The sequence below is a fragment of the Streptomyces flaveus genome, assembly GCF_014647675.1.
GTDB classification, from domain to species: domain Bacteria; phylum Actinomycetota; class Actinomycetes; order Streptomycetales; family Streptomycetaceae; genus Streptomyces; species Streptomyces flaveus.
The window spans coordinates 568,916-586,035 of the sequence record NZ_BMPQ01000002.1 but is presented as its reverse complement, the minus strand read 5'-3'; the positions used below and the strand labels follow the sequence as shown (position 1 = coordinate 586,035).

General features: G+C 68.9%; 18 protein-coding genes. 12 read left to right on the top strand and 6 right to left on the bottom strand.

The genetic code is table 11. From position 1 onward, the window contains the following. Positions 1-5 precede the first annotated feature (5 nt). A complete protein-coding gene (aroA, locus tag IEZ21_RS05955; protein WP_189320787.1) occupies positions 6-1,322 on the bottom strand; it encodes a 3-phosphoshikimate 1-carboxyvinyltransferase in 1,317 nt (438 codons plus the stop codon). Between the two features lie 80 nt (positions 1,323-1,402). Continuing rightward, on the bottom strand, positions 1,403-2,125 hold the full coding sequence (locus IEZ21_RS05950; RefSeq protein WP_189320786.1) for a M50 family metallopeptidase: 723 nt from the start codon (positions 2,123-2,125) through the stop codon (positions 1,403-1,405). A gap of 51 nt (positions 2,126-2,176) precedes the next feature. Here IEZ21_RS05950 and IEZ21_RS05945 point away from each other — a divergent pair, with 51 nt between their 5' ends. From IEZ21_RS05945 to rsrA, 4 genes are all read left to right on the top strand, one after another. Then, positions 2,177-2,992, top strand: a complete 816-nt coding sequence (locus tag IEZ21_RS05945) for an SOS response-associated peptidase (RefSeq protein WP_189320785.1) — start codon at positions 2,177-2,179, stop codon at positions 2,990-2,992. Between the two features lies 1 nt (position 2,993). Beyond that, a complete protein-coding gene (locus IEZ21_RS05940) occupies positions 2,994-3,638 on the top strand; it encodes an alpha/beta hydrolase family protein (protein ID WP_189320784.1) in 645 nt (214 codons plus the stop codon). 289 nt (positions 3,639-3,927) lie between these two features. Beyond that, entirely contained in the window at positions 3,928-4,611 is a 684-nt protein-coding gene (gene sigR / locus IEZ21_RS05935; RefSeq protein WP_033320030.1) for an RNA polymerase sigma factor SigR, read from the top strand. Further along, entirely contained in the window at positions 4,608-4,922 is a 315-nt protein-coding gene (gene rsrA / locus IEZ21_RS05930) for a mycothiol system anti-sigma-R factor (protein ID WP_189320783.1), read from the top strand. The genes sigR and rsrA overlap by 4 nt, the downstream gene beginning before the upstream one ends. A gap of 107 nt (positions 4,923-5,029) precedes the next feature. Here rsrA and IEZ21_RS05925 read toward each other — a convergent pair whose 3' ends face one another. After that, positions 5,030-5,395 carry a hypothetical protein gene (locus tag IEZ21_RS05925; protein WP_189320782.1) on the bottom strand — a complete coding sequence of 122 codons (366 nt, stop codon included), beginning with the start codon at positions 5,393-5,395 and terminating at the stop codon, positions 5,030-5,032. Positions 5,396-5,549: 154 nt separating this feature from the next. Here IEZ21_RS05925 and IEZ21_RS05920 point away from each other — a divergent pair, with 154 nt between their 5' ends. The 7 genes from IEZ21_RS05920 to IEZ21_RS05885 all read left to right on the top strand — a co-directional run bounded on the left by IEZ21_RS05920 (position 5,550) and on the right by IEZ21_RS05885 (position 12,452). After that, positions 5,550-5,924, top strand: a complete 375-nt coding sequence (locus tag IEZ21_RS05920) for a hypothetical protein (protein ID WP_246567298.1) — start codon at positions 5,550-5,552, stop codon at positions 5,922-5,924. Next, positions 5,921-6,787 carry a DUF4388 domain-containing protein gene (locus IEZ21_RS05915; protein ID WP_189320781.1) on the top strand — a complete coding sequence of 289 codons (867 nt, stop codon included), beginning with the start codon at positions 5,921-5,923 and terminating at the stop codon, positions 6,785-6,787. Before IEZ21_RS05920 ends, IEZ21_RS05915 begins: the two co-directional genes overlap by 4 nt. Before the next feature lie 475 nt (positions 6,788-7,262). After that, positions 7,263-7,652, top strand: a complete 390-nt coding sequence (locus IEZ21_RS05905; protein WP_189320780.1) for a roadblock/LC7 domain-containing protein — start codon at positions 7,263-7,265, stop codon at positions 7,650-7,652. Positions 7,653-7,871: 219 nt separating this feature from the next. After that, a complete protein-coding gene (locus tag IEZ21_RS05900) occupies positions 7,872-8,852 on the top strand; it encodes a tetratricopeptide repeat protein (protein ID WP_033320035.1) in 981 nt (326 codons plus the stop codon). Between the two features lie 126 nt (positions 8,853-8,978). Continuing rightward, positions 8,979-9,629, top strand: a complete 651-nt coding sequence (gene def, locus IEZ21_RS05895) for a peptide deformylase (protein WP_189320779.1) — start codon at positions 8,979-8,981, stop codon at positions 9,627-9,629. Between the two features lie 370 nt (positions 9,630-9,999). Continuing rightward, positions 10,000-11,085, top strand: a complete 1,086-nt coding sequence (cyc1, locus tag IEZ21_RS05890) for an epi-isozizaene synthase (protein WP_189320778.1) — start codon at positions 10,000-10,002, stop codon at positions 11,083-11,085. Beyond that, positions 11,082-12,452 (top strand): bifunctional albaflavenone monooxygenase/terpene synthase, encoded by a 1,371-nt coding sequence (locus IEZ21_RS05885; protein ID WP_189320777.1) that lies wholly within the window; start codon positions 11,082-11,084, stop codon positions 12,450-12,452. The genes cyc1 and IEZ21_RS05885 overlap by 4 nt, the downstream gene beginning before the upstream one ends. A gap of 30 nt (positions 12,453-12,482) precedes the next feature. On the opposite strand, the gene IEZ21_RS05880 is transcribed toward IEZ21_RS05885, so the two are convergent. Continuing rightward, complete coding sequence (locus IEZ21_RS05880; protein WP_189320776.1) at positions 12,483-13,460, bottom strand: GlxA family transcriptional regulator; 978 nt, start codon at positions 13,458-13,460, stop codon at positions 12,483-12,485. Positions 13,461-13,554: 94 nt separating this feature from the next. On the opposite strand from IEZ21_RS05880, the gene IEZ21_RS05875 reads away from it, so the two are divergent. Next, complete coding sequence (locus IEZ21_RS05875; RefSeq protein ID WP_189320775.1) at positions 13,555-13,791, top strand: hypothetical protein; 237 nt, start codon at positions 13,555-13,557, stop codon at positions 13,789-13,791. Here IEZ21_RS05875 and IEZ21_RS05870 read toward each other — a convergent pair. Beyond that, entirely contained in the window at positions 13,704-14,711 is a 1,008-nt protein-coding gene (locus tag IEZ21_RS05870; protein WP_189320774.1) for a ribonucleotide-diphosphate reductase subunit beta, read from the bottom strand. The genes IEZ21_RS05875 and IEZ21_RS05870 overlap by 88 nt on opposite strands. Positions 14,712-14,713: 2 nt before the next feature. Further along, positions 14,714-17,083 (bottom strand): ribonucleoside-diphosphate reductase subunit alpha, encoded by a 2,370-nt coding sequence (locus tag IEZ21_RS05865; RefSeq protein WP_189320773.1) that lies wholly within the window; start codon positions 17,081-17,083, stop codon positions 14,714-14,716. Positions 17,084-17,120: the final 37 nt, after the last annotated feature.

Sequence of the window (17,120 nt, the reverse complement as noted above, 5' to 3'; positions counted from 1 at the left end):
GCCCGTCAGTTCCCGAGCATTCCGGTCCACAGGTCGGGGAAGTCCGGCAGGGTCTTCGCCGTCGTCGCCACGTTCTCGATCTGTACGTCCGGCACGGCGAGACCGATGATCGCGCCCGCGGTGGCCATGCGGTGGTCGTCGTACGTGTGGAAGACCCCGCCGTGCAGCGGACGCGGGCGGATGTGCAGTCCGTCGGCGCTCTCGGTGACGTCGCCTCCCAGCTCGTTGATCTCCTTGGTGAGCGCGGCCAGGCGGTCCGTCTCGTGCAGACGCAGATGGGCCACGCCCCGGAGGGTGGAGGGCGAGTCGGCGAGGGCCGCCACCGCCGCGATGCCGGGGGTCAGCTCGCCGACCTCGCCGAGGTCCACGTCGATGCCGTGGACCGCGCCGGAGCCGGTGAACTCCAGGCCCCGGTCGGTCAGTTCGCAGGAACCGCCCATCTCGGTGAAGATTTCGCGCAGCCTGTCACCGGGCTGGGTGGTGTGCGCGGGCCAGTCGGGGACGACGACCCGGCCGCCGGTGACCAGGGCCGCCGCCAGGAACGGCTGGGCGTTCGACAGGTCGGGCTCGACCGTCAGATCGCGGCCGAGCAGCGCGCCGGGCGTGACCCGCCAGACGTTCGGCTCGCCGCCCGACTCCGGGGTGTCCACCTGGGCGCCGACCGACCGCAGCATGTCGACGGTCATCCGGATGTGCGGCATGGAGGGCAGCGTCGAGCCGGTGTGCCGTACCTCGACGCCCTGGTTGAAGCGCGGCCCTGACAGCAGCAGCGCGCTCACGAACTGGCTGGACGAGGACGCGTCGATCTCCACAGGACCGCCCTCCAGGGCCCCGCCGCCGTGCACGGTCAGCGGCAGCGCGCCGCGGCCGTCGTCGTCGATACGGGCGCCGAGGGCGCGCAGTGCGTCGATCACGCCGTTCAGGGGACGCTCGTACGAACGCGGGTCGCCGTCGAAGCGGATGGGGCCGTCGGCGAGCGTGGCGACCGGCGGCAGGAAGCGCATCACCGTGCCGGCGTTGCCGACGTCGACCGTGGCCGGGCCCTGCAGGCCCGAGGGGATGACACGCCAGGCCTCGCCGGAGCCGTCCGGGCCCACGCCCTCCTCGATGCCGACGCCCATGGCACGCAGGGCGTCGGCCATCAGCACGGTGTCGCGGGAGCGCAGGGGACGGCGCAGCCAGCCGGGCTCGGCCGCGAGGGCGGCCAGCACCAGGGCCCGGTTGGTGACCGACTTGGACCCGGGCACGTGGACGGTCGCGTCGACGGCTCCGCTCGCGTGCGGGGCGGGCCAGAGGGCGGTGTTCGCGGGGTTCGGGGCCATGGGCCCCACTCTAGTAGTCGGCCGTGCTTCGAGTGCGGGAGCGTTGTGGCTGGTCGCGCCCCCGCCGGGCGCGCCGTGCTTCAGACCTGCAGAAGCCACCTGCCCCCGCCTATCAGGGAACACAGGCTCACCGCGTGGAACAGGAACAGCCACATCCCGGCCGGGACATGGGTCAGCCGGGACAGCTGGTCCGCGTCCGAGTCGCCCGCCCCGCCCCGGCTTCGCTTCGCCTGCAGCTCGAAGGCCGGGCGTACGCCGCCAAGCAGCAGGAACCAGACCACCGCGTACGCGAACGCCGCCTGGACCTGGGGGCCCGTCAGCCAGGACACCGCCACGAACGTGCCGCCGGTGAGGAGCACCGTGAGCGCGCCGTACGCGTTGCGGATCATCACCAGCATCGCCACCAGGAGCAGCGTGGCCAGCCACAGGAGCGCGGTGATGTGACCCGCGGCGAGGAACGCGGCGCCGCCGAGGCCCAGCAGCGGGGGAGCGGTGTAGCCGGCCGCCGCAGTGAGGATCATGCCGAGGCCGGTCGGCTTGCCGCGGCTGACCGTGAGGCCGCTGGTGTCGGAGTGCAGTCGTATACCGCTGAGGCTGCGGCCGGTGAGCAGCGCGACCAGGCCGTGGCCGCCCTCGTGGGCGATGGTGATGGCGTTGCGCGAGAGCCGCCACAGGCCGTGCGGGACGATCACGGCGAGAGCGGCGACCATGGTGGCGCCGACCACCCAGATGTCGGGGTCGGGCTGGCTGCCGAACACCTCGTCCCAGAGGGTGGCCAGGGAGGTGGCTGCGATGGCGTCCATTGTCTGCGTGGGTCTCCTCTTGGATCCGCCAAGTCTGGCAGGGTGGGGCGTATGTGCGGACGTTATGCGTCGAGTCGTAGGCCTGAGGATCTCGCAGGAATCTTTGAAGTCGAGCAGTGGGAGCCGGAGGAACAGTTCGAACCCGACTACAACGTGGCTCCCACCAAGGACGTCTACGCGGTACTGGACCGTCCTCTTAAGGACGCCGAGGACCCCAAGCCGGTTCGCCAGCTGCGCCGGCTCAAATGGGGCCTGATCCCGTCCTGGTCGAAAACCCCCGAGGGCGGCGCCCGGATGATCAACGCCCGGGCGGAGACCGTGCACGAGAAGCCCTCGTACCGGCGGGCCTTCTCCACCCGGCGCTGCATCATCCCTGCGGACGGCTACTACGAGTGGGTGACCGGCAAGGCCGAGCGCGACCTGGAGGCCGAGGGCAAGAAGAAGCGGCCGCGCAAGCAGCCGTACTTCGTGCTGCCCGCCGACGGCTCCGTCTTCGCGATGGCCGGGCTGTACGAGTTCTGGCGGGACAAGACGCTGCCCGACGACCATCCGCAGTCCTGGTGGGTGACCTGTTCCGTCATCACGACCGAGGCGGAGAAGTCGCCCCTCGCGGTGGCCCCGGCCGAGGGCCCGTACACGCTGGCCGACATCCATCCCCGTATGCCCCTGATGCTCACCCCCGACCGCTGGGACTCCTGGCTCGACCCGTCCCGAACGGAAGTCGAGGACCTGCGGTCCCTGCTCGAGCCGCCCCCGCCGGGTCTGATGCGCGCCTACCCCGTCTCCACGGCGGTCAGCAACGTACGCAACAACGGCCCCGAGCTGCTGGAGGAGCTGGAGGCGCCCGAAGAGGGCACACTCTTCTGACGTGTCTGACGTGACTACGCACAGCGAGACGGTCGAGACCGACGCGGGTACGGCCCGCCTCACCTGGCACCGGGCGCAGCGGGCGCGGCTGGTGCTCGCCGTGAGCCACGGAGCCGGCGGCGGCATCGAGGCGCGGGATCTGCGCGCCCTCGCCGCCGAGCTCCCCGCGCACGGCGTGACCGTGGCCCTCGTCGAGCAGCCCTGGCGGGTGGCGGGAAAGAAGCTGGCGCCCGCGCCGAAGACGCTCGACGTGGGCTGGCGCGGGATCTGGCCGACGCTCGCCGGGCCCGGTCTGCCGGTCGTGGCGGGCGGCCGTAGCGCGGGCGCCCGTGTGGCCTGTCGTACGGCGAAGGAACTGGGCGCCGTCGCCGTCCTCGCGCTCAGCTTCCCCCTCCACCCGCCGGGCAAGCCGGAGAAGTCGCGCGCCGACGAGCTGCTCGGGGCCGGTGTGCCCACCCTCGTCGTCCAGGGCGGCAACGATCCGTTCGGGAAGCCGGAGGAGTTCCCGGAAGGTCCGTACGACCTTGTGGAGGTGCCGTACGGAGATCACGGTTTCGCCGTGCCCAAGCGGGCCGAGATCGGTCAGGAGCAGGCGCTGGGCATCCTCACCGAGGAGGTCGTGAAGTGGCTTGCGTCACTCGTATAAGCCCCTGTAACGGGGCGGGAATGTTGCCGTAGCGGCTTCTGTTGAGAGCGGCAGAAGTACTCACACCGAGTACTTACCGTTCGTACGAGAGGAAGTCCGCCGCATGGGTTCGACCCTTTGCCCGAACCGCAGCAGTGCAACTGACCTGGACTGGTCCGTCCTGCATGCGGCCAAGACCGTCCCCGTACGGGCAGCGGGTGGACCCAATCGGCACGCCGCCCCGACCGCAGGTCGTCTATCCTCCGATTCGAGTGGGACCGGTTTCGGTTCTACTACATCGTTTGAGGAGGTGGGTCCGGTCACTGGGACCGACGCAGGGGCCGAACACGGCCAGGCGGAGCAGCCCGAGGGCCAGGGCAGCGGTACGGAGTCGACCGCCGAGCGCAACGCGCGCTTCGAGCGGGACGCCATGGAATTCCTCGACCAGATGTACTCGGCCGCGCTGCGGATGACGCGTAATCCGGCCGACGCCGAGGACCTGGTGCAGGAGACGTACGCGAAGGCCTACGCGTCCTTCCACCAGTTCCGCGAGGGCACCAACCTCAAGGCCTGGCTGTACCGGATTCTCACGAACACCTTCATCAACTCGTACCGCAAGAAGCAGCGCGAACCCCAGCGCAGTGCGGCCGAGGAGATCGAGGACTGGCAGCTGGCGCGCGCCGAGTCGCACATGTCCACCGGACTGCGCTCCGCCGAGTCGCAGGCGCTCGACCACCTGCCCGACTCGGACGTCAAGGAAGCGCTCCAGGCGATCCCCGAGGAGTTCCGCATCGCCGTCTATCTGGCGGACGTCGAGGGCTTTGCGTACAAGGAGATCGCGGACATCATGGGGACACCCATCGGTACGGTGATGTCCCGGCTGCACCGGGGCCGCCGCCAACTGCGCGGCATGCTCGAGGACTACGCCCGTGACCGTGGCCTGGTCCCGGCTGGCGCCGGAGAGTCGGACGGAACGAAAGGCTCGGGGTCATGAGCTGCGGAGAGCCGCACGAGACGGACTGCAGTGAGGTACTCGATCATCTCTACGAGTTCCTCGACAGTGAGATTCCGCCCTCCGATCGCGACAAGTACAAGCAGCACTTCCGGGAGTGCTCGCCGTGCCTGGAGAAGTACGGGCTCGAAGAGGCCGTGAAGAAGCTGGTCAAGCGGTGCTGCGGCCATGACGAGGTGCCGACCGATCTGCGGTCGAAGGTCCTGGGCCGTATCGACATGATCCGCTCCGGCGAGACCGTGCCCGAGCACGACGTGACGGCCTCTCCCCGGGCGACGCCGCAGGAGTCCTGATCTCCGGACGTGCCGTACAGACGTGACGTACATACGAGTGGACCGTGATCCCACCAGGATCACGGTCCACGCGTATGTACGTCAGCGGGTTCGGATCGAGGGCCTGTTCAGACCTCCAGGCCGCTCTCGATCCGCTTCAGGGCATGCCGGGCCAGCGCCAGGTTGCTGCGGGACCGGTCGAGTGCCAGGTAGAGGAAGAGCGTCCCCTTGCTGCTGGTGAGCGGCCTGACCAGGTGGTATTGCCTGCCCAGTGTGATCAGGATGTCCTCGATCACGTCGTCCATGGCCAGTGAGGCCAGGGTGCGCATCTTGGCGCGTACGACTTCGGTGTTGCCCGCCGCCGCGAGTTCCAGGTCGAGGCCCTGGCCGCCGCCGAGCGTGCCGAGCGACATGCCGCTTTCGTAGTCGACGAGGGCGATGCCGATCGCGCCCTCCACCGCCATGGCTTCCTTGAGCGCGGTGTCGATGTTCATGGTCTTGCCCCAATTCCTCGGTGCTGCTGACCGGTCGATGTCCGGCCATCTACGATCGGATGCAAGTGCTTGTGGGTCGCAAGCGGTCAACTTTGTTGTGAGTTATGGAAGTTGTCGTTCAAAGTACTGTGCGACCCAGGGAGGTGGAGGGCGAATGGGGGAAATGACTACGGCGCTCCAGGCTTCCCTGGACCGGCTCCTCGATTCCCCGGGGGTCACCGGCGTCGCTCTTGTCGACGCGGTCACCGGCCTGACCTACGCCACCGCGGGAGACATCGCCGAGGCGGGGGACGGGCCGGAGGTCTCCGAGTTCGCCACCCTCATCGCCGAACGGCTGGGCGCGGCAGGTGCCGACGGGGAGTTGGAGAGCGTGGTCACCACCACCACGAAACGCCATCATGTGCTGTTCTCCGTGGCGCGACCGGGGGGCGATCCGCTGATCCTGGCGGCCGGCCTCGACCGGGACCGGGTCAATATGGCACTGGCCCTGCGCAGTCTGGGCGACCGGGCCTCGGAGGTACTGGCGTGATGGCGCCCACGGCACGCAATGTGCCCGCGCTGCTGCAGGGGCTCCGCGCAGAGGGCTTCAGCGGAACGGTGCGCGTCTCCGGTTTGCCGGGCGGAGCGATTCACCTGCGGAACGGGCTGGTGGGCGCGATCGAGACGCCGGGGGCGCCGACCGCCACATCGGCGCTCCTCACCTCGGGGCGGATCGGTGACGAGGACTGGCTGGCCGCGTGTGCCGCGGAGCCCGACGCGGACCGGCTGGCCGGACACCTGGTGGCCGAGGGCCTGATCGGCGCCGCCGAACTCGAAGTCGTCTGTACCGCAGCCGTGTTCGACGCTGCGTTCGCCATGGCGCTGAGCCCTCCGGGCAGTTGGGAGCTGAGCGACCGGGAGCCCGCGCTCGTCGCGGAGCCGGGAGTCGAGCCGCGGCAGCTGACCGAGGAGACCTCCCGGCGCATGACGCTGCTGTCGCGTCTGTGGGGGCCGCCGGGCGAGCTGACACGTGTCCGGCCCGCTCCGGTCGCCGGGGCGGGGCCCCGTGGCTCCGACGGATGGCTCGCGCGTCGGCACCGGGACGTCCTGGACAGCGTCAACGGACGTCGTACGCCACGTGACATCGCCTTCGCGCTGGGCCGCGGACTGTACGCGGTCATGCTGGACCTGATCCGCATGGAGGCCCTCCACCTCGTCCAGTGGGAGACCAGGACCACCGCCGACGGCCGGCCGAGCACCGCGCCTCGTGTGCCGCAGGCAGGCGCGACCACCGCCGCACCGGCGCCCACCCCCGTACCGGCAGCACCCGATGCCGCGCCGCTGCCGAAGCGCAGACCCGGCGGTGTGTCCCCCGCACAGGACGTCGGACAGCAGAAGAAGGGAGGGTGGTGAGCACCGACGACGACCGAGCGGCACAGTCCCGGGACCGCGAAGACGCCGCGCCCTCGCAGGAACAAGACCAAGAACACGAGGACGAGCAGGAACACAAGGACGAGCAAGAACACAAGCGGGAAAGCGCCACGACGGACGCCCGCCCTCCGCCGGATGCCGAACCCGCTTCCTTACCCGTGCGGACACCGTTGCCCGCACGCCGACCGTTGCCCCGACGTGGCGCGCCCCCGGAACCCTGTAGCGCGAACCCGCCCCCGGTCGCGCCCGCACTCCCGCCCGCTCTCTTGTCGATGCTGTCGGCCGAGGAACTGGCCGCCGAGGCGCCCTCGATCGAAATGCTGCGGCGCGTACGCCGGGCGCTACGCGACCTTCCGGATTCCGACTGACCGCAACGGCTGACTCCTCCGGCTGACTCCGTCGAGCCCGTATCGAACATATCAGCGCCGCATATGCCAGAACCCTAGGAGCACGATCCATGACCGAAATCCCACCGCCCGATTCCCTGACCGGCATTCTGGCCTCGCTGCGTGAACGGGTGATGGGGGTCTCCGAGAGCGTCCTGTCCACCGTGGACGGCCTCCTCGTCGTCGCGGACACCGACACCGTTCACCCCGAGTCGGTCGCCGCCCTCGCCGCCGCGACCCTCGGTGTGGGACGTCGCATGGCCGAAACCGCCGGGGTGGGTGCGCTTCGCGAGGTGGTGGCCCGCTGCGGTTCGGGGCACGTCATCGTCGTCGCCGTCGGCGACCGTGCCCTGCTCACCGTCAAGGGCGACGACGGCCTCGATCTCGCCGCGTTCCAGCGCGAGTCACCGGCCACGGTGGAACAGTTGACCAAGGCACTCGCCTCCGACGTGGCGCACTGAACCGTCCCTCGGCGGCCTCGTCGACCGCCGGACCGGCATGGACCCGGGGGAGGGAGGGGAGAGAGGAGGTCAGGCGGTCTGACCCCGGTCCAGGCTGGGTAACCCCTGGGTAATGAGCGCCCGTCCGGCCGTACGTGGTTGGATGCGAGGAAGAGGACAACAGGGGGCACAGTCCAGCCCGAGGCTGCACGCTCTTCGACGAACTGGCAGGCGGGAATCGTGAGGATCTTCGGCAAGGGACGGCACCGGCCCTCCGCCTCATGGCGGCAGGCCACCGACCGTGCGTTCACGCTGATCGGCGACGGCCGGTACGAGGACGCGGGCGCGCTGCTCACGCGCGCGGCGGACCTGGAGCCCTGGCTGTCCGAGTCCTGGTTCAACCTCGCTCTGCTGCACAAGTTCCGGCACGACTGGGAGCAGGCGCGAGCCGCAGGCCTCAGGGCCGTGGCGCTGCTCGACCGGGAGACCGGGGCGCCCGACTGGTGGAACGTGGGCATCGCGGCCACCGGCCTGCAGGACTGGCCCCTCGCCCGCCGGGCCTGGCAGGCGTACGGGCTGAAGGTGCCCGGCGGCGCCACCGCCTCCGGAGAGCCCGTCGGGATGGAGCTGGGCAGCGCGGCCGTACGGCTGTCGCCCGAGGGCGAGGCCGAGGTCGTATGGGGGCGCCGGCTGGACCCGGCCCGGATCGAGGTGCTGTCCATTCCGCTGCCGTCCTCCGGGCGGCGCTGGGGCGAGGTCGTCCTGCACGACGGCGTACCGCACGGTGAGCGGACCACCGCTGCCGGGCACGCGTATCCCGTGTTCGACGAGATCGAGCTGTGGGCACCCTCACCGGTCCCCACCTGGGTCGTACTCCTGGAAGCGGAGACCGAGGACGACCGGGACGCCCTGGAGCGGCTCGCGGCCGACGCCGGCTTCGCCGCCGAGGACTGGTCGTCCTCGGTGCGGCTGCTGTGCCGTATGTGCTCGGAGTCCCGCATGCCGTCCGACGAGGGCGACGGCGAGCATCTCGACCCGCACGACCACAGCGAGCCCGGGCATCCCGGGCCGCTCGGTCACCGCACCGACGGGTCGCTGTGGATGCCCGAGCGGGAGTGCGGGTTGGCTGCGCCGGCCTCGCTGGTGAGGGGGTTGCTGGACGGGTGGGTCGCGGACAGCCCGGACACCCGTGACTGGCGGGATCTGGAAGAGGTCTGTTAGGCGGCTGCGCACCTTACGAGGGCTGGACGGCTGCGCGGCCTCGCGGGGCGCGGAAAGCCGCTCAGTCATCGCCGTAGGCTGTACCCGAACTTTTTCTTGAGGATCCCAGGAAGGCAAACGTCGGTCATGGCGCAGCAGGACACCGATCAGCAGCACGCGGGCGTGCTCCCCGTGGACGACGAAGGCTTCGTCATCGACACGGAGGACTGCGAGGAGCGCGAGGCGGCGTATCGCGAGCGCGGCACCTCGCGGCCCATCACGGTCGTCGGGAACCCCGTGCTGCACAAGGAGTGCAAGGACGTCACCGACTTCGGCGACGAACTGGCCAAGCTGGTCGACGACATGTTCGCCAGCCAGCGCACCGCCGAGGGCGTGGGCCTGGCCGCCAACCAGATCGGCGTCGACCTGAAGGTCTTCGTCTACGACTGCGGGGACGACGAGGGCAAGCGCCACGTCGGTGTGGTCTGCAACCCGAAGCTGGTGGACCTGCCCGCCGACCAGCGCCGACTCGACGACGGCAGCGAAGGCTGCCTGTCCGTGCCGACCGCGTACGCGCCGCTCGCCCGCCCCGACTACGCCGAGGTCACCGGGCAGGACGAGAAGGGCAACCCGATCAAGGTGCGCGGCACGGGCTACTTCGCGCGCTGCCTCCAGCACGAGACGGACCACCTGTACGGCTACCTCTACATCGACCGGCTCTCCAAGCGTGAACGCAAGGATGCGCTGCGGCAGATGGCCGAGAACGAACCGCGCTACCCGGTCGTGGCCAACGACTGACCCTGCGCGCTCGCTGCCGATCCCGTGCCGACCGCCTTGTGAACGGCGACTGAACGACTGCCGAACGACCGGGACAGAAAGCGACAGTTGGGGCCCGCGCATCTCCCCGTGAACGACGCCTGGTCGGGAATCCCTCCCGACCAGGCGTCGTTCGTGTGTCCGTCGGACGTTCGATCCCTTTTGTTCTTCATAGAACCAAAACAAGTCACGCAAGAGGGCGTTCTCGGCACCATGGGGTAGTGCGGGGAGCAGATCTGTTCCCTAACAGTCGGTTGTGGTGCTTCATGGAAGGGCGGGGATACGCAAACGACACATGCTCCAGCAGAGCGAGTGGGGCATATGTCAACAGGCGGCTGAGAGGGGTTTGTTCGTGCCTGCTTTCTCACAGAGCACCGCAACAACGCACACCCGGATCGCGGTTCCACCGGCGCTCACTCTCCCGGTGATCGAGACCGAGTTTCCCCGGCAACTCCACCCGTATTGGCCCAGGCTTCAGGAGAACACCCGAGCCTGGCTACTGGAAAAGCGCCTGATGCCGCCCGACAAGGTGGCGGCTTACGCCGATGAGCTGTGCTACACGGACCTGATGGCCGGCTACTACATCGGTGCCCCGGACGACGTCCTCCAGGCGATCGCGGACTACAGTGCGTGGTTCTTCGTCTGGGACGACCGGCACGACCGCGACGTGATCCACAAAAGGCCGGTGGCCTGGCGACGTCTTAAACATCAACTGCACGCGGCCCTCGACTCACCCAGGGACTATCTGCGCCACAGGGACCCCCTGGTCGTGGGGTTCGCGGACAGCATGGTGCGGCTGTACTCGTACCTGAGCAGAAGGTGGAACGCCCGCTTCGCGCGGCATTTCCACGCGGTCATCGAGGCGTACGACCGGGAGTTCCACAACCGTACGTCGGGAACCGTGCCCACCGTCGAGGACTATCTCGTACTGCGGCGGCTGACGTTCGCGCACTGGATCTGGCTCGATCTGCTGGAGCCGAGCGCGGAATACGAACTCCCCACCGCCGTACTGAAGAATCCCGCATACCGGCGGGCGGCCCTTCTGTGCCAGGATTTCGCCGCCTGGTACAACGATCTGTGCTCACTCCCCAAGGAAATCGCGGGAGATGAGGTCCACAATCTCGGAATCAGCCTCATTCACCACGAGGGGCTGACGCTGAACGAGGCCATCACGGAAGTACGGCGTCGAGTCCAGGGCACCATCACTGAATTCCTCCTCGTGGAAAGGGAGGTATTGCGGTACGCCGACCGGCTCGACAACGGATCCGCGCGCGGCGCCGCATTAGCGGCTGCCGTGAGGGCGTGTCTGTTCAATATGCGGAACTGGTTCAGTTCCGTGTACTGGTTCCACCACGAGTCCGGCCGGTACCGGGTCGACAGCTGGGACGACCGCTCCACACCCCCCTACGTCAACAATGATGCGGCAGGTGAGAAATGACCGTCGAGTCCGCACAACCCGAGGCGACCGAGGCCGCCTCGAAGCCGCTGGAACCCGAATTCGCCGGGGGCGCACTGCCCGTTCTCGGCCACAGCTGGAAGATGGCGCGCGACCCGGTGGGTTTCTTCACCCGGCTGCGCGACCACGGCGACATCGTCCGGATCAGGCTGGGACCGAAGACGGTGTACGCCGTCAACAGTCCGGAACACACCGGAGCCCTGGGCCTGAGCCCCGACTTCGGGATCGGCGGACCGCTGTGGGACACCATGGAAGTCCTCCTCGGCAAGGGAGTCGTGACCAGTAACGGTGCCCGGCACCGGCGCCAGCGGCGGACGATCCAGCCACCACTGCGCATGGACGCGATCCAGCGGTACGAGTCGGTGATGGTCGAGGAGGCCCGCGCCCTCGCCGAGCGCTGGGAGTCCAAAGACACCGTCGACGTCACGGCGGAGGCCTTCCGTACCTCCGTCCGCATCATGGCCCGCTGCCTGCTCAGGACCGAGAACATCGACGAACTCGCCAACCGGCTGAACGCCGCGCTGAACATCGTGATCACGCGGATGTTCCGGCGGATGTGCCTGTCGTTCGGGCCGTTCTACCGGCTGCCGCTCCCCTCCCACCGCGAATTCGACCGCGCGCTGGCCGAAATGCACCGACTGGCCGACGAACTCATCGCCGAGCGCCGCCGCGTCCCCATGGAGGGCCACGATTTGCTGTCGGCCCTGCTCGAGGCGAAGGACGAGAATGGCGAGCCGATCAGCGAGCAGGAGTTGCACGATCAGGTCATTTCGCTTCTCACGGCAAGCACCGAAACGACCGGGGTCCAGTTGATGTGGCTCCTGGACCTGCTCACCGAGCACCCGGAACACGCGGAGCGGCTGCGCGAAGAAGTCGAATCCGTCGTGGGTGACCGGACGATCACGATCGGCGACGTCAGGAAGCTCACGCACACCAACAATGTCATCACCGAGGCACTCCGGCTGCGCCCGGCGGTGTGGATACTGACCCGGCGGGCATTCGCCGAAACCGAACTCGGCGGGTACCGCATTCCGGCCGGTGCGGATGTCGTCTACAGCCCGATGGCCGTCCAGCGCGATCCGAGGTCGTACGAGCGGCATCTGGAGTTCGACCCCGACCGCTGGCTACCGGAACGCGCCAAGGACGTCCCGAAGTACGCGAACGTTCCGTTCAGCGTGGGCAATCGCAAGTGCCCCGGCGACCACTTCTCCATGGCCGAACTCGCCATCATCCTGGCGACGGTGATCCCGAAGTTTCGCTTCGAGTTCCTGCCCGAGGCGGACCGCTCGACCCATATCGGCCTCACGCTCCAGCCCACCCGGCTGCTGCTGAAGGCCGTACCGCGCTGAACCGCGCACCGATCAGCGGACGGCGCACGTTCAGGCGACCTCGGGCTCGGCCCGCGGACCCCTGAACGTGCGCCGGTAGGCGTTGGGGGTGGTCCCCAGCGCCCGTACGAACTGATGCCGCAGTGCCGCCGCCGTACCGAACCCCGTGCGGCCCGCGATCGCGTCCATCGTCTCGTCCGTCGCCTCCAGCAACTGCTGGGCCAGCAGCACCCGTTGGCGCAGGATCCAGCGGTACGGCGTGGTGCCGGTCTCCTGCTGGAAACGGCGCGCGAAGGTGCGCGGGGACATGTGCGCACGGGCGGCGAGCTGCTCGACGGTCATCTCCTCGTCGAGGTGGCGCTCCATCCACACCAGGACCTCGCCGACCGTGTCGCACGAGGAGAGGGGCAGCGGGCGCTCGACGAACTGGGCCTGGCCGCCGTCCCGGTGCGGAGGCACGATCATCCGGCGGGCGATCTTGTTGGCCACCTCCGTGCCCTGTTCCTTGCGGACGATGTGCAGACAGGCGTCGATACCGGAGGCGGTGCCGGCCGAGGTGATCACCGGGTCCTCGTCGACGTACAGCACATCGGGTTCGACGATCGCCCGCGGATGGCGGAGAGCGAGCTCGTCCGCCTGCCGCCAGTGCACCGCGCAGCGCCGTCCGTCGAGGAGCCCGGCCGCGCCCAGCACGAAGACGCCGGAGCAGACGCTGAGCACGCGGGCGCCGCGGTCTGTGGCCCGGCGCAGGGCGTCGAGCATCTCGGGCGGGTATTCGCGCCCGATGTAGTCGCTCCCGGCCGGTACGGCGATCAGGTCGGCCTCTTCGAGCCGGTCCAGGCCGTACGGCGTGGAGACCGTGAACCCGGGGACATGGGTGCTGAGTGACGGGCCCTCCGCGGAGACGATCGCGAAGTCGTACACGGGCAGGCCCTCGTCGCTGCGGTCGAGGCCGAACACCTCGCAGAGGACGCCGAGTTCAAAGGGGTGCACTCCGTCGAGCAGGACTGCGGCCACGTTTTTCAGCATGCCTGTCAGTATGCCCGAGAGATGGCAGGAATTCGAGGGTGTGCGGCAGTCCTGCCACTGACGGTAAGGAGCAATCGGCGCGACAGTGGTGTCCATGGAAACGACACACATGGAAGCACTGATCGGAATGCTCACCGTCCTCGGAATCCTGGTCCTGCTCGTCCTCCCCGCAGTGATCGGCATCGTGCGCGACCGGCGCATCGACCGTCAGCTCAGGGAGGCCGAGCAGGGACACCCGGAGGATCAGAAGTCCTCGTCGAAGCCCACCGAACCCTCCACCGCCACCTGGTACGCCGAAGGCCGCCGCTCGAAGAAGTTGGTCAGCTCCTGAACGCCCTGCAGCTCCATGAAGGAGAAGGGGTTCTCGGCCCCGTAGACGGGCGCCAGGCCGAGGCGTACGAGTCGCTGGTCGGCGACGCACTCCAGGTACTGGCGCATCGAGTCGGTGTTCATGCCCGGGAGACCGTCACCGCACAGGTCGCGCGCGAACTGCAGCTCGGCCTCGACGGCCTCCCGGAGCATGTCGGTGATCCGCCGGTCCAGCTCCTCGTCGAAGAGATCCGGCTCCTCCTTGCGGACGGTGTCCACCACGGCGAACGCGGCGTCCATGTGGCAGGTCTCGTCCCGGAAAACCCAGTTGGTGCCGGTCGCCAGGCCGTGCAGCAGGCCGCGGCTGCGGAACCAGTAGACGTACGCGAAGGCGCCGTAGAAGAACAGGCCCTCGATGCATGCCGCGAAACAGATGAGATTGAGGAGGAACCGGCGGCGGTCGGCCTTGCTCTCCAGCCGGTCGATCTTCTCCACCGAGTCCATCCACTTGAAGCAGAACTCCGCCTTCGCGCGGATGGACGGGATGTTCTCGACCGCGTCGAACGCGGCGGTGCGGTCCTCCGGATCGGGGAGATAGGTGTCGAGCAGCGTCAAGTAGAACTGGACGTGCACGGCCTCCTCGAAGAGCTGACGGCTCAAGTAGAGCCGCGCCTCGGGGGAGTTGATGTGCTTGTACAGCGTCAGCACCAGGTTGTTCGCGACGATCGAGTCGCCGGTCGCGAAGAACGCGACGAGACGGCCGATGAGGTGCTGCTCGCCGGGTGACAGTTTCGCGAGATCTGTCACATCCGAGTGGAGGTCCACCTCCTCCACGGTCCAGGTGTTCTTGATCGCGTCCCGGTAGCGCTCGTAGAAGTCGGGGTAGCGCATGGGGCGGAGGGTCAGCTCGAAGCCCGGGTCGAGCAGGTTCTTGTCACTCATGATTACTGGCAGGCCTCGCAGGACTCGGGGTTTTCCAGGGAGCAGGCGACCGCGTCGGGGTCGACGGCCTGCTGTACGGGGACGGGGGCGGCGGCCGAGGAGGAACCGGCCGCGCGGGCGATGCGGGTCGCCGGGCGCGAGCGCAGGTAGTACGTCGTCTTCAGGCCCGACTTCCAGGCGTACGCGTACATCGAGGAGAGCTTGCCGATGGTCGGCGTCTCCAGGAAGAGGCTCACGGACTGGGACTGGTCCAGGAACGGGGTGCGGGCCGCGGCCATGTCGATCAGCCCGCGCTGAGGGATCTCCCACGCCGTGCGGTAGAGCCGTCGTACGTCCTCGGGGATCCAGGCGAAGTCCTGCACCGAACCGTTCGCCTCGCGCAGCGCCTCGCGGGTACGGGCGTCCCAGGCGCCCAGCTCCTTCAGCTCGTTCACCAGGTACGAGTTGACCTGGAGGAACTCGCCGGACAGGGTCTCGCGCTTGAAAAGGTTGGAGATCTGCGGCTCGATGCACTCGTAGACGCCGGCGATGGAGGCGATCGTGGCGGTGGGCGCGATGGCGAGCAGGAGGGAGTTGCGCATGCCGGTGGTGGCGATGCGCTCGCGCAGGGCCGCCCAGCGCTCGGGCCAGGTGAGCTCGGCGTCGTAGTGGTCGGGGTGCAGCACACCCCGGGCCGTACGGGTCTTCTCCCAGGCCGGAAGCGGGCCGCTGCGCTCGGCGAGGTCGGCGGAGGCCTCGTACGCGGCGAGCATGATGCGCTCGGCGATGCGAGTGGAGAGGGCCTTGGCCTCGGCCGAGTCGAAGGGAAGCCGCAGCTTGAAGAAGACGTCCTGGAGGCCCATCGCGCCCAGGCCGACGGGGCGCCATTGCGCATTCGACCGGCCCGCCTGCTCGGTCGGGTAGAAGTTGATGTCGACGACGCGGTCGAGGAAGGTGACGGCGGTGCGGACGGTGGCGTCGAGCCGTTCCCAGTCGAGATCACCGGTCGCCATGTCGACAAAGGCACCCAGGTTCACGGACCCCAGATTGCAGACCGCCGTCTCTCCGTCGTCCGTCACCTCCAGGATCTCCGTACAGAGGTTGGAGGAGTGGACCGTGTGGCCGGGCAGGGCGGTCTGGTTGGCGGTGCGGTTGGCGGTGTCCTTGAAGGTCATCCAGCCGTTGCCGGTCTGCGCGAGGGTGCGCATCATGCGGCCGTACAGATCGCGGGCCGGGAGGGTCTTCCTCGCGAGGCCGTCCGCTTCCGCCTTGCGGTACGCGGCGTCGAACTCCTCGCCCCACAGGTCGACCAGTTCGGGTACGTCGGAGGGGGAGAACAGGGACCACAGGCCGTCCTCGTCGACCCGGCGCATGAACTCGTCCGGGACCCAGTGCGCGAGGTTCAGGTTGTGCGTACGGCGGGCGTCCTCGCCGGTGTTGTCGCGCAGCTCCAGGAACTCCTCGATGTCGGAGTGCCAGGTCTCCAGGTAGACGGCTGCGGCACCCTTGCGCCGGCCGCCCTGGTTCACGGCGGCGACCGAGGCGTCGAGGGTCTTCAGGAACGGGACGATGCCGTTGGAGTGCCCGTTCGTGCCGCGGATCAGCGCACCGCGGGAACGGATCCGGGAGTACGCGATGCCGATGCCGCCCGCGTGCTTCGAGAGCCGGGCGACCTGGTGGTAGCGCTCGTAGATGGAGTCCAGCTCGTCCTTGGGGGAGTCGAGGAGGTAGCAGGACGACATCTGGGGGTGCCGCGTACCGGAGTTGAAGAGGGTGGGGGAGGAGGGCAGGTAGTCGAGGCGGCTCATGAGTCCGTAGAGGGCCGCGACTTCGTCCACGGACCGGGAGGTGCCGTCCTCGGCGAGACCAGAGGCGACGCGCAACATGAAGTGCTGGGGCGTCTCGATGACCTCGCGGGTGATCGGGTGCCGCAGGAGGTACCGGCTGTGGAGCGTACGCAGGCCGAAGTAGCCGAAGCGGTCGTCGGCCTGGGGGTCGATGAGCGAGTCGAGTCGCTCGGCGTGGATGCGTACGAACTCGGCGGTCCGGTCGGCGATGAGCCCTTCCCGGTGCCCCACGGCGACGGACTCGGTGAAGGACGTGACGCCCTGCGAGGCGGCCTCGGCGCGGATGCCGATGGTCAACAGGCGGGCGGCCAGCCGCGAGTAGGCGGGGTCCTCGGAGATGAGGCCGGCCGCCGCCTCGGTGGCCAGCTCGCGCAACTCCGTCTCGTCCGCGCGGGCGGACCGGCCGCGCAACGCGGCGGCGGCGACCCGGCCGGGGTCGGTGTCGGGGAGGTCGGCGGTGAGGCCGGTCAGGGTCCGCAACAGCGCAGTTCCGGGACTGTCGGTCTCCGGGGCTGCTGAAACCGGTTCGGCTGGCGCGATGGTCACGTGGGGCTCTCCCTCGCTCGGCAAGGGGCCTGCGGGG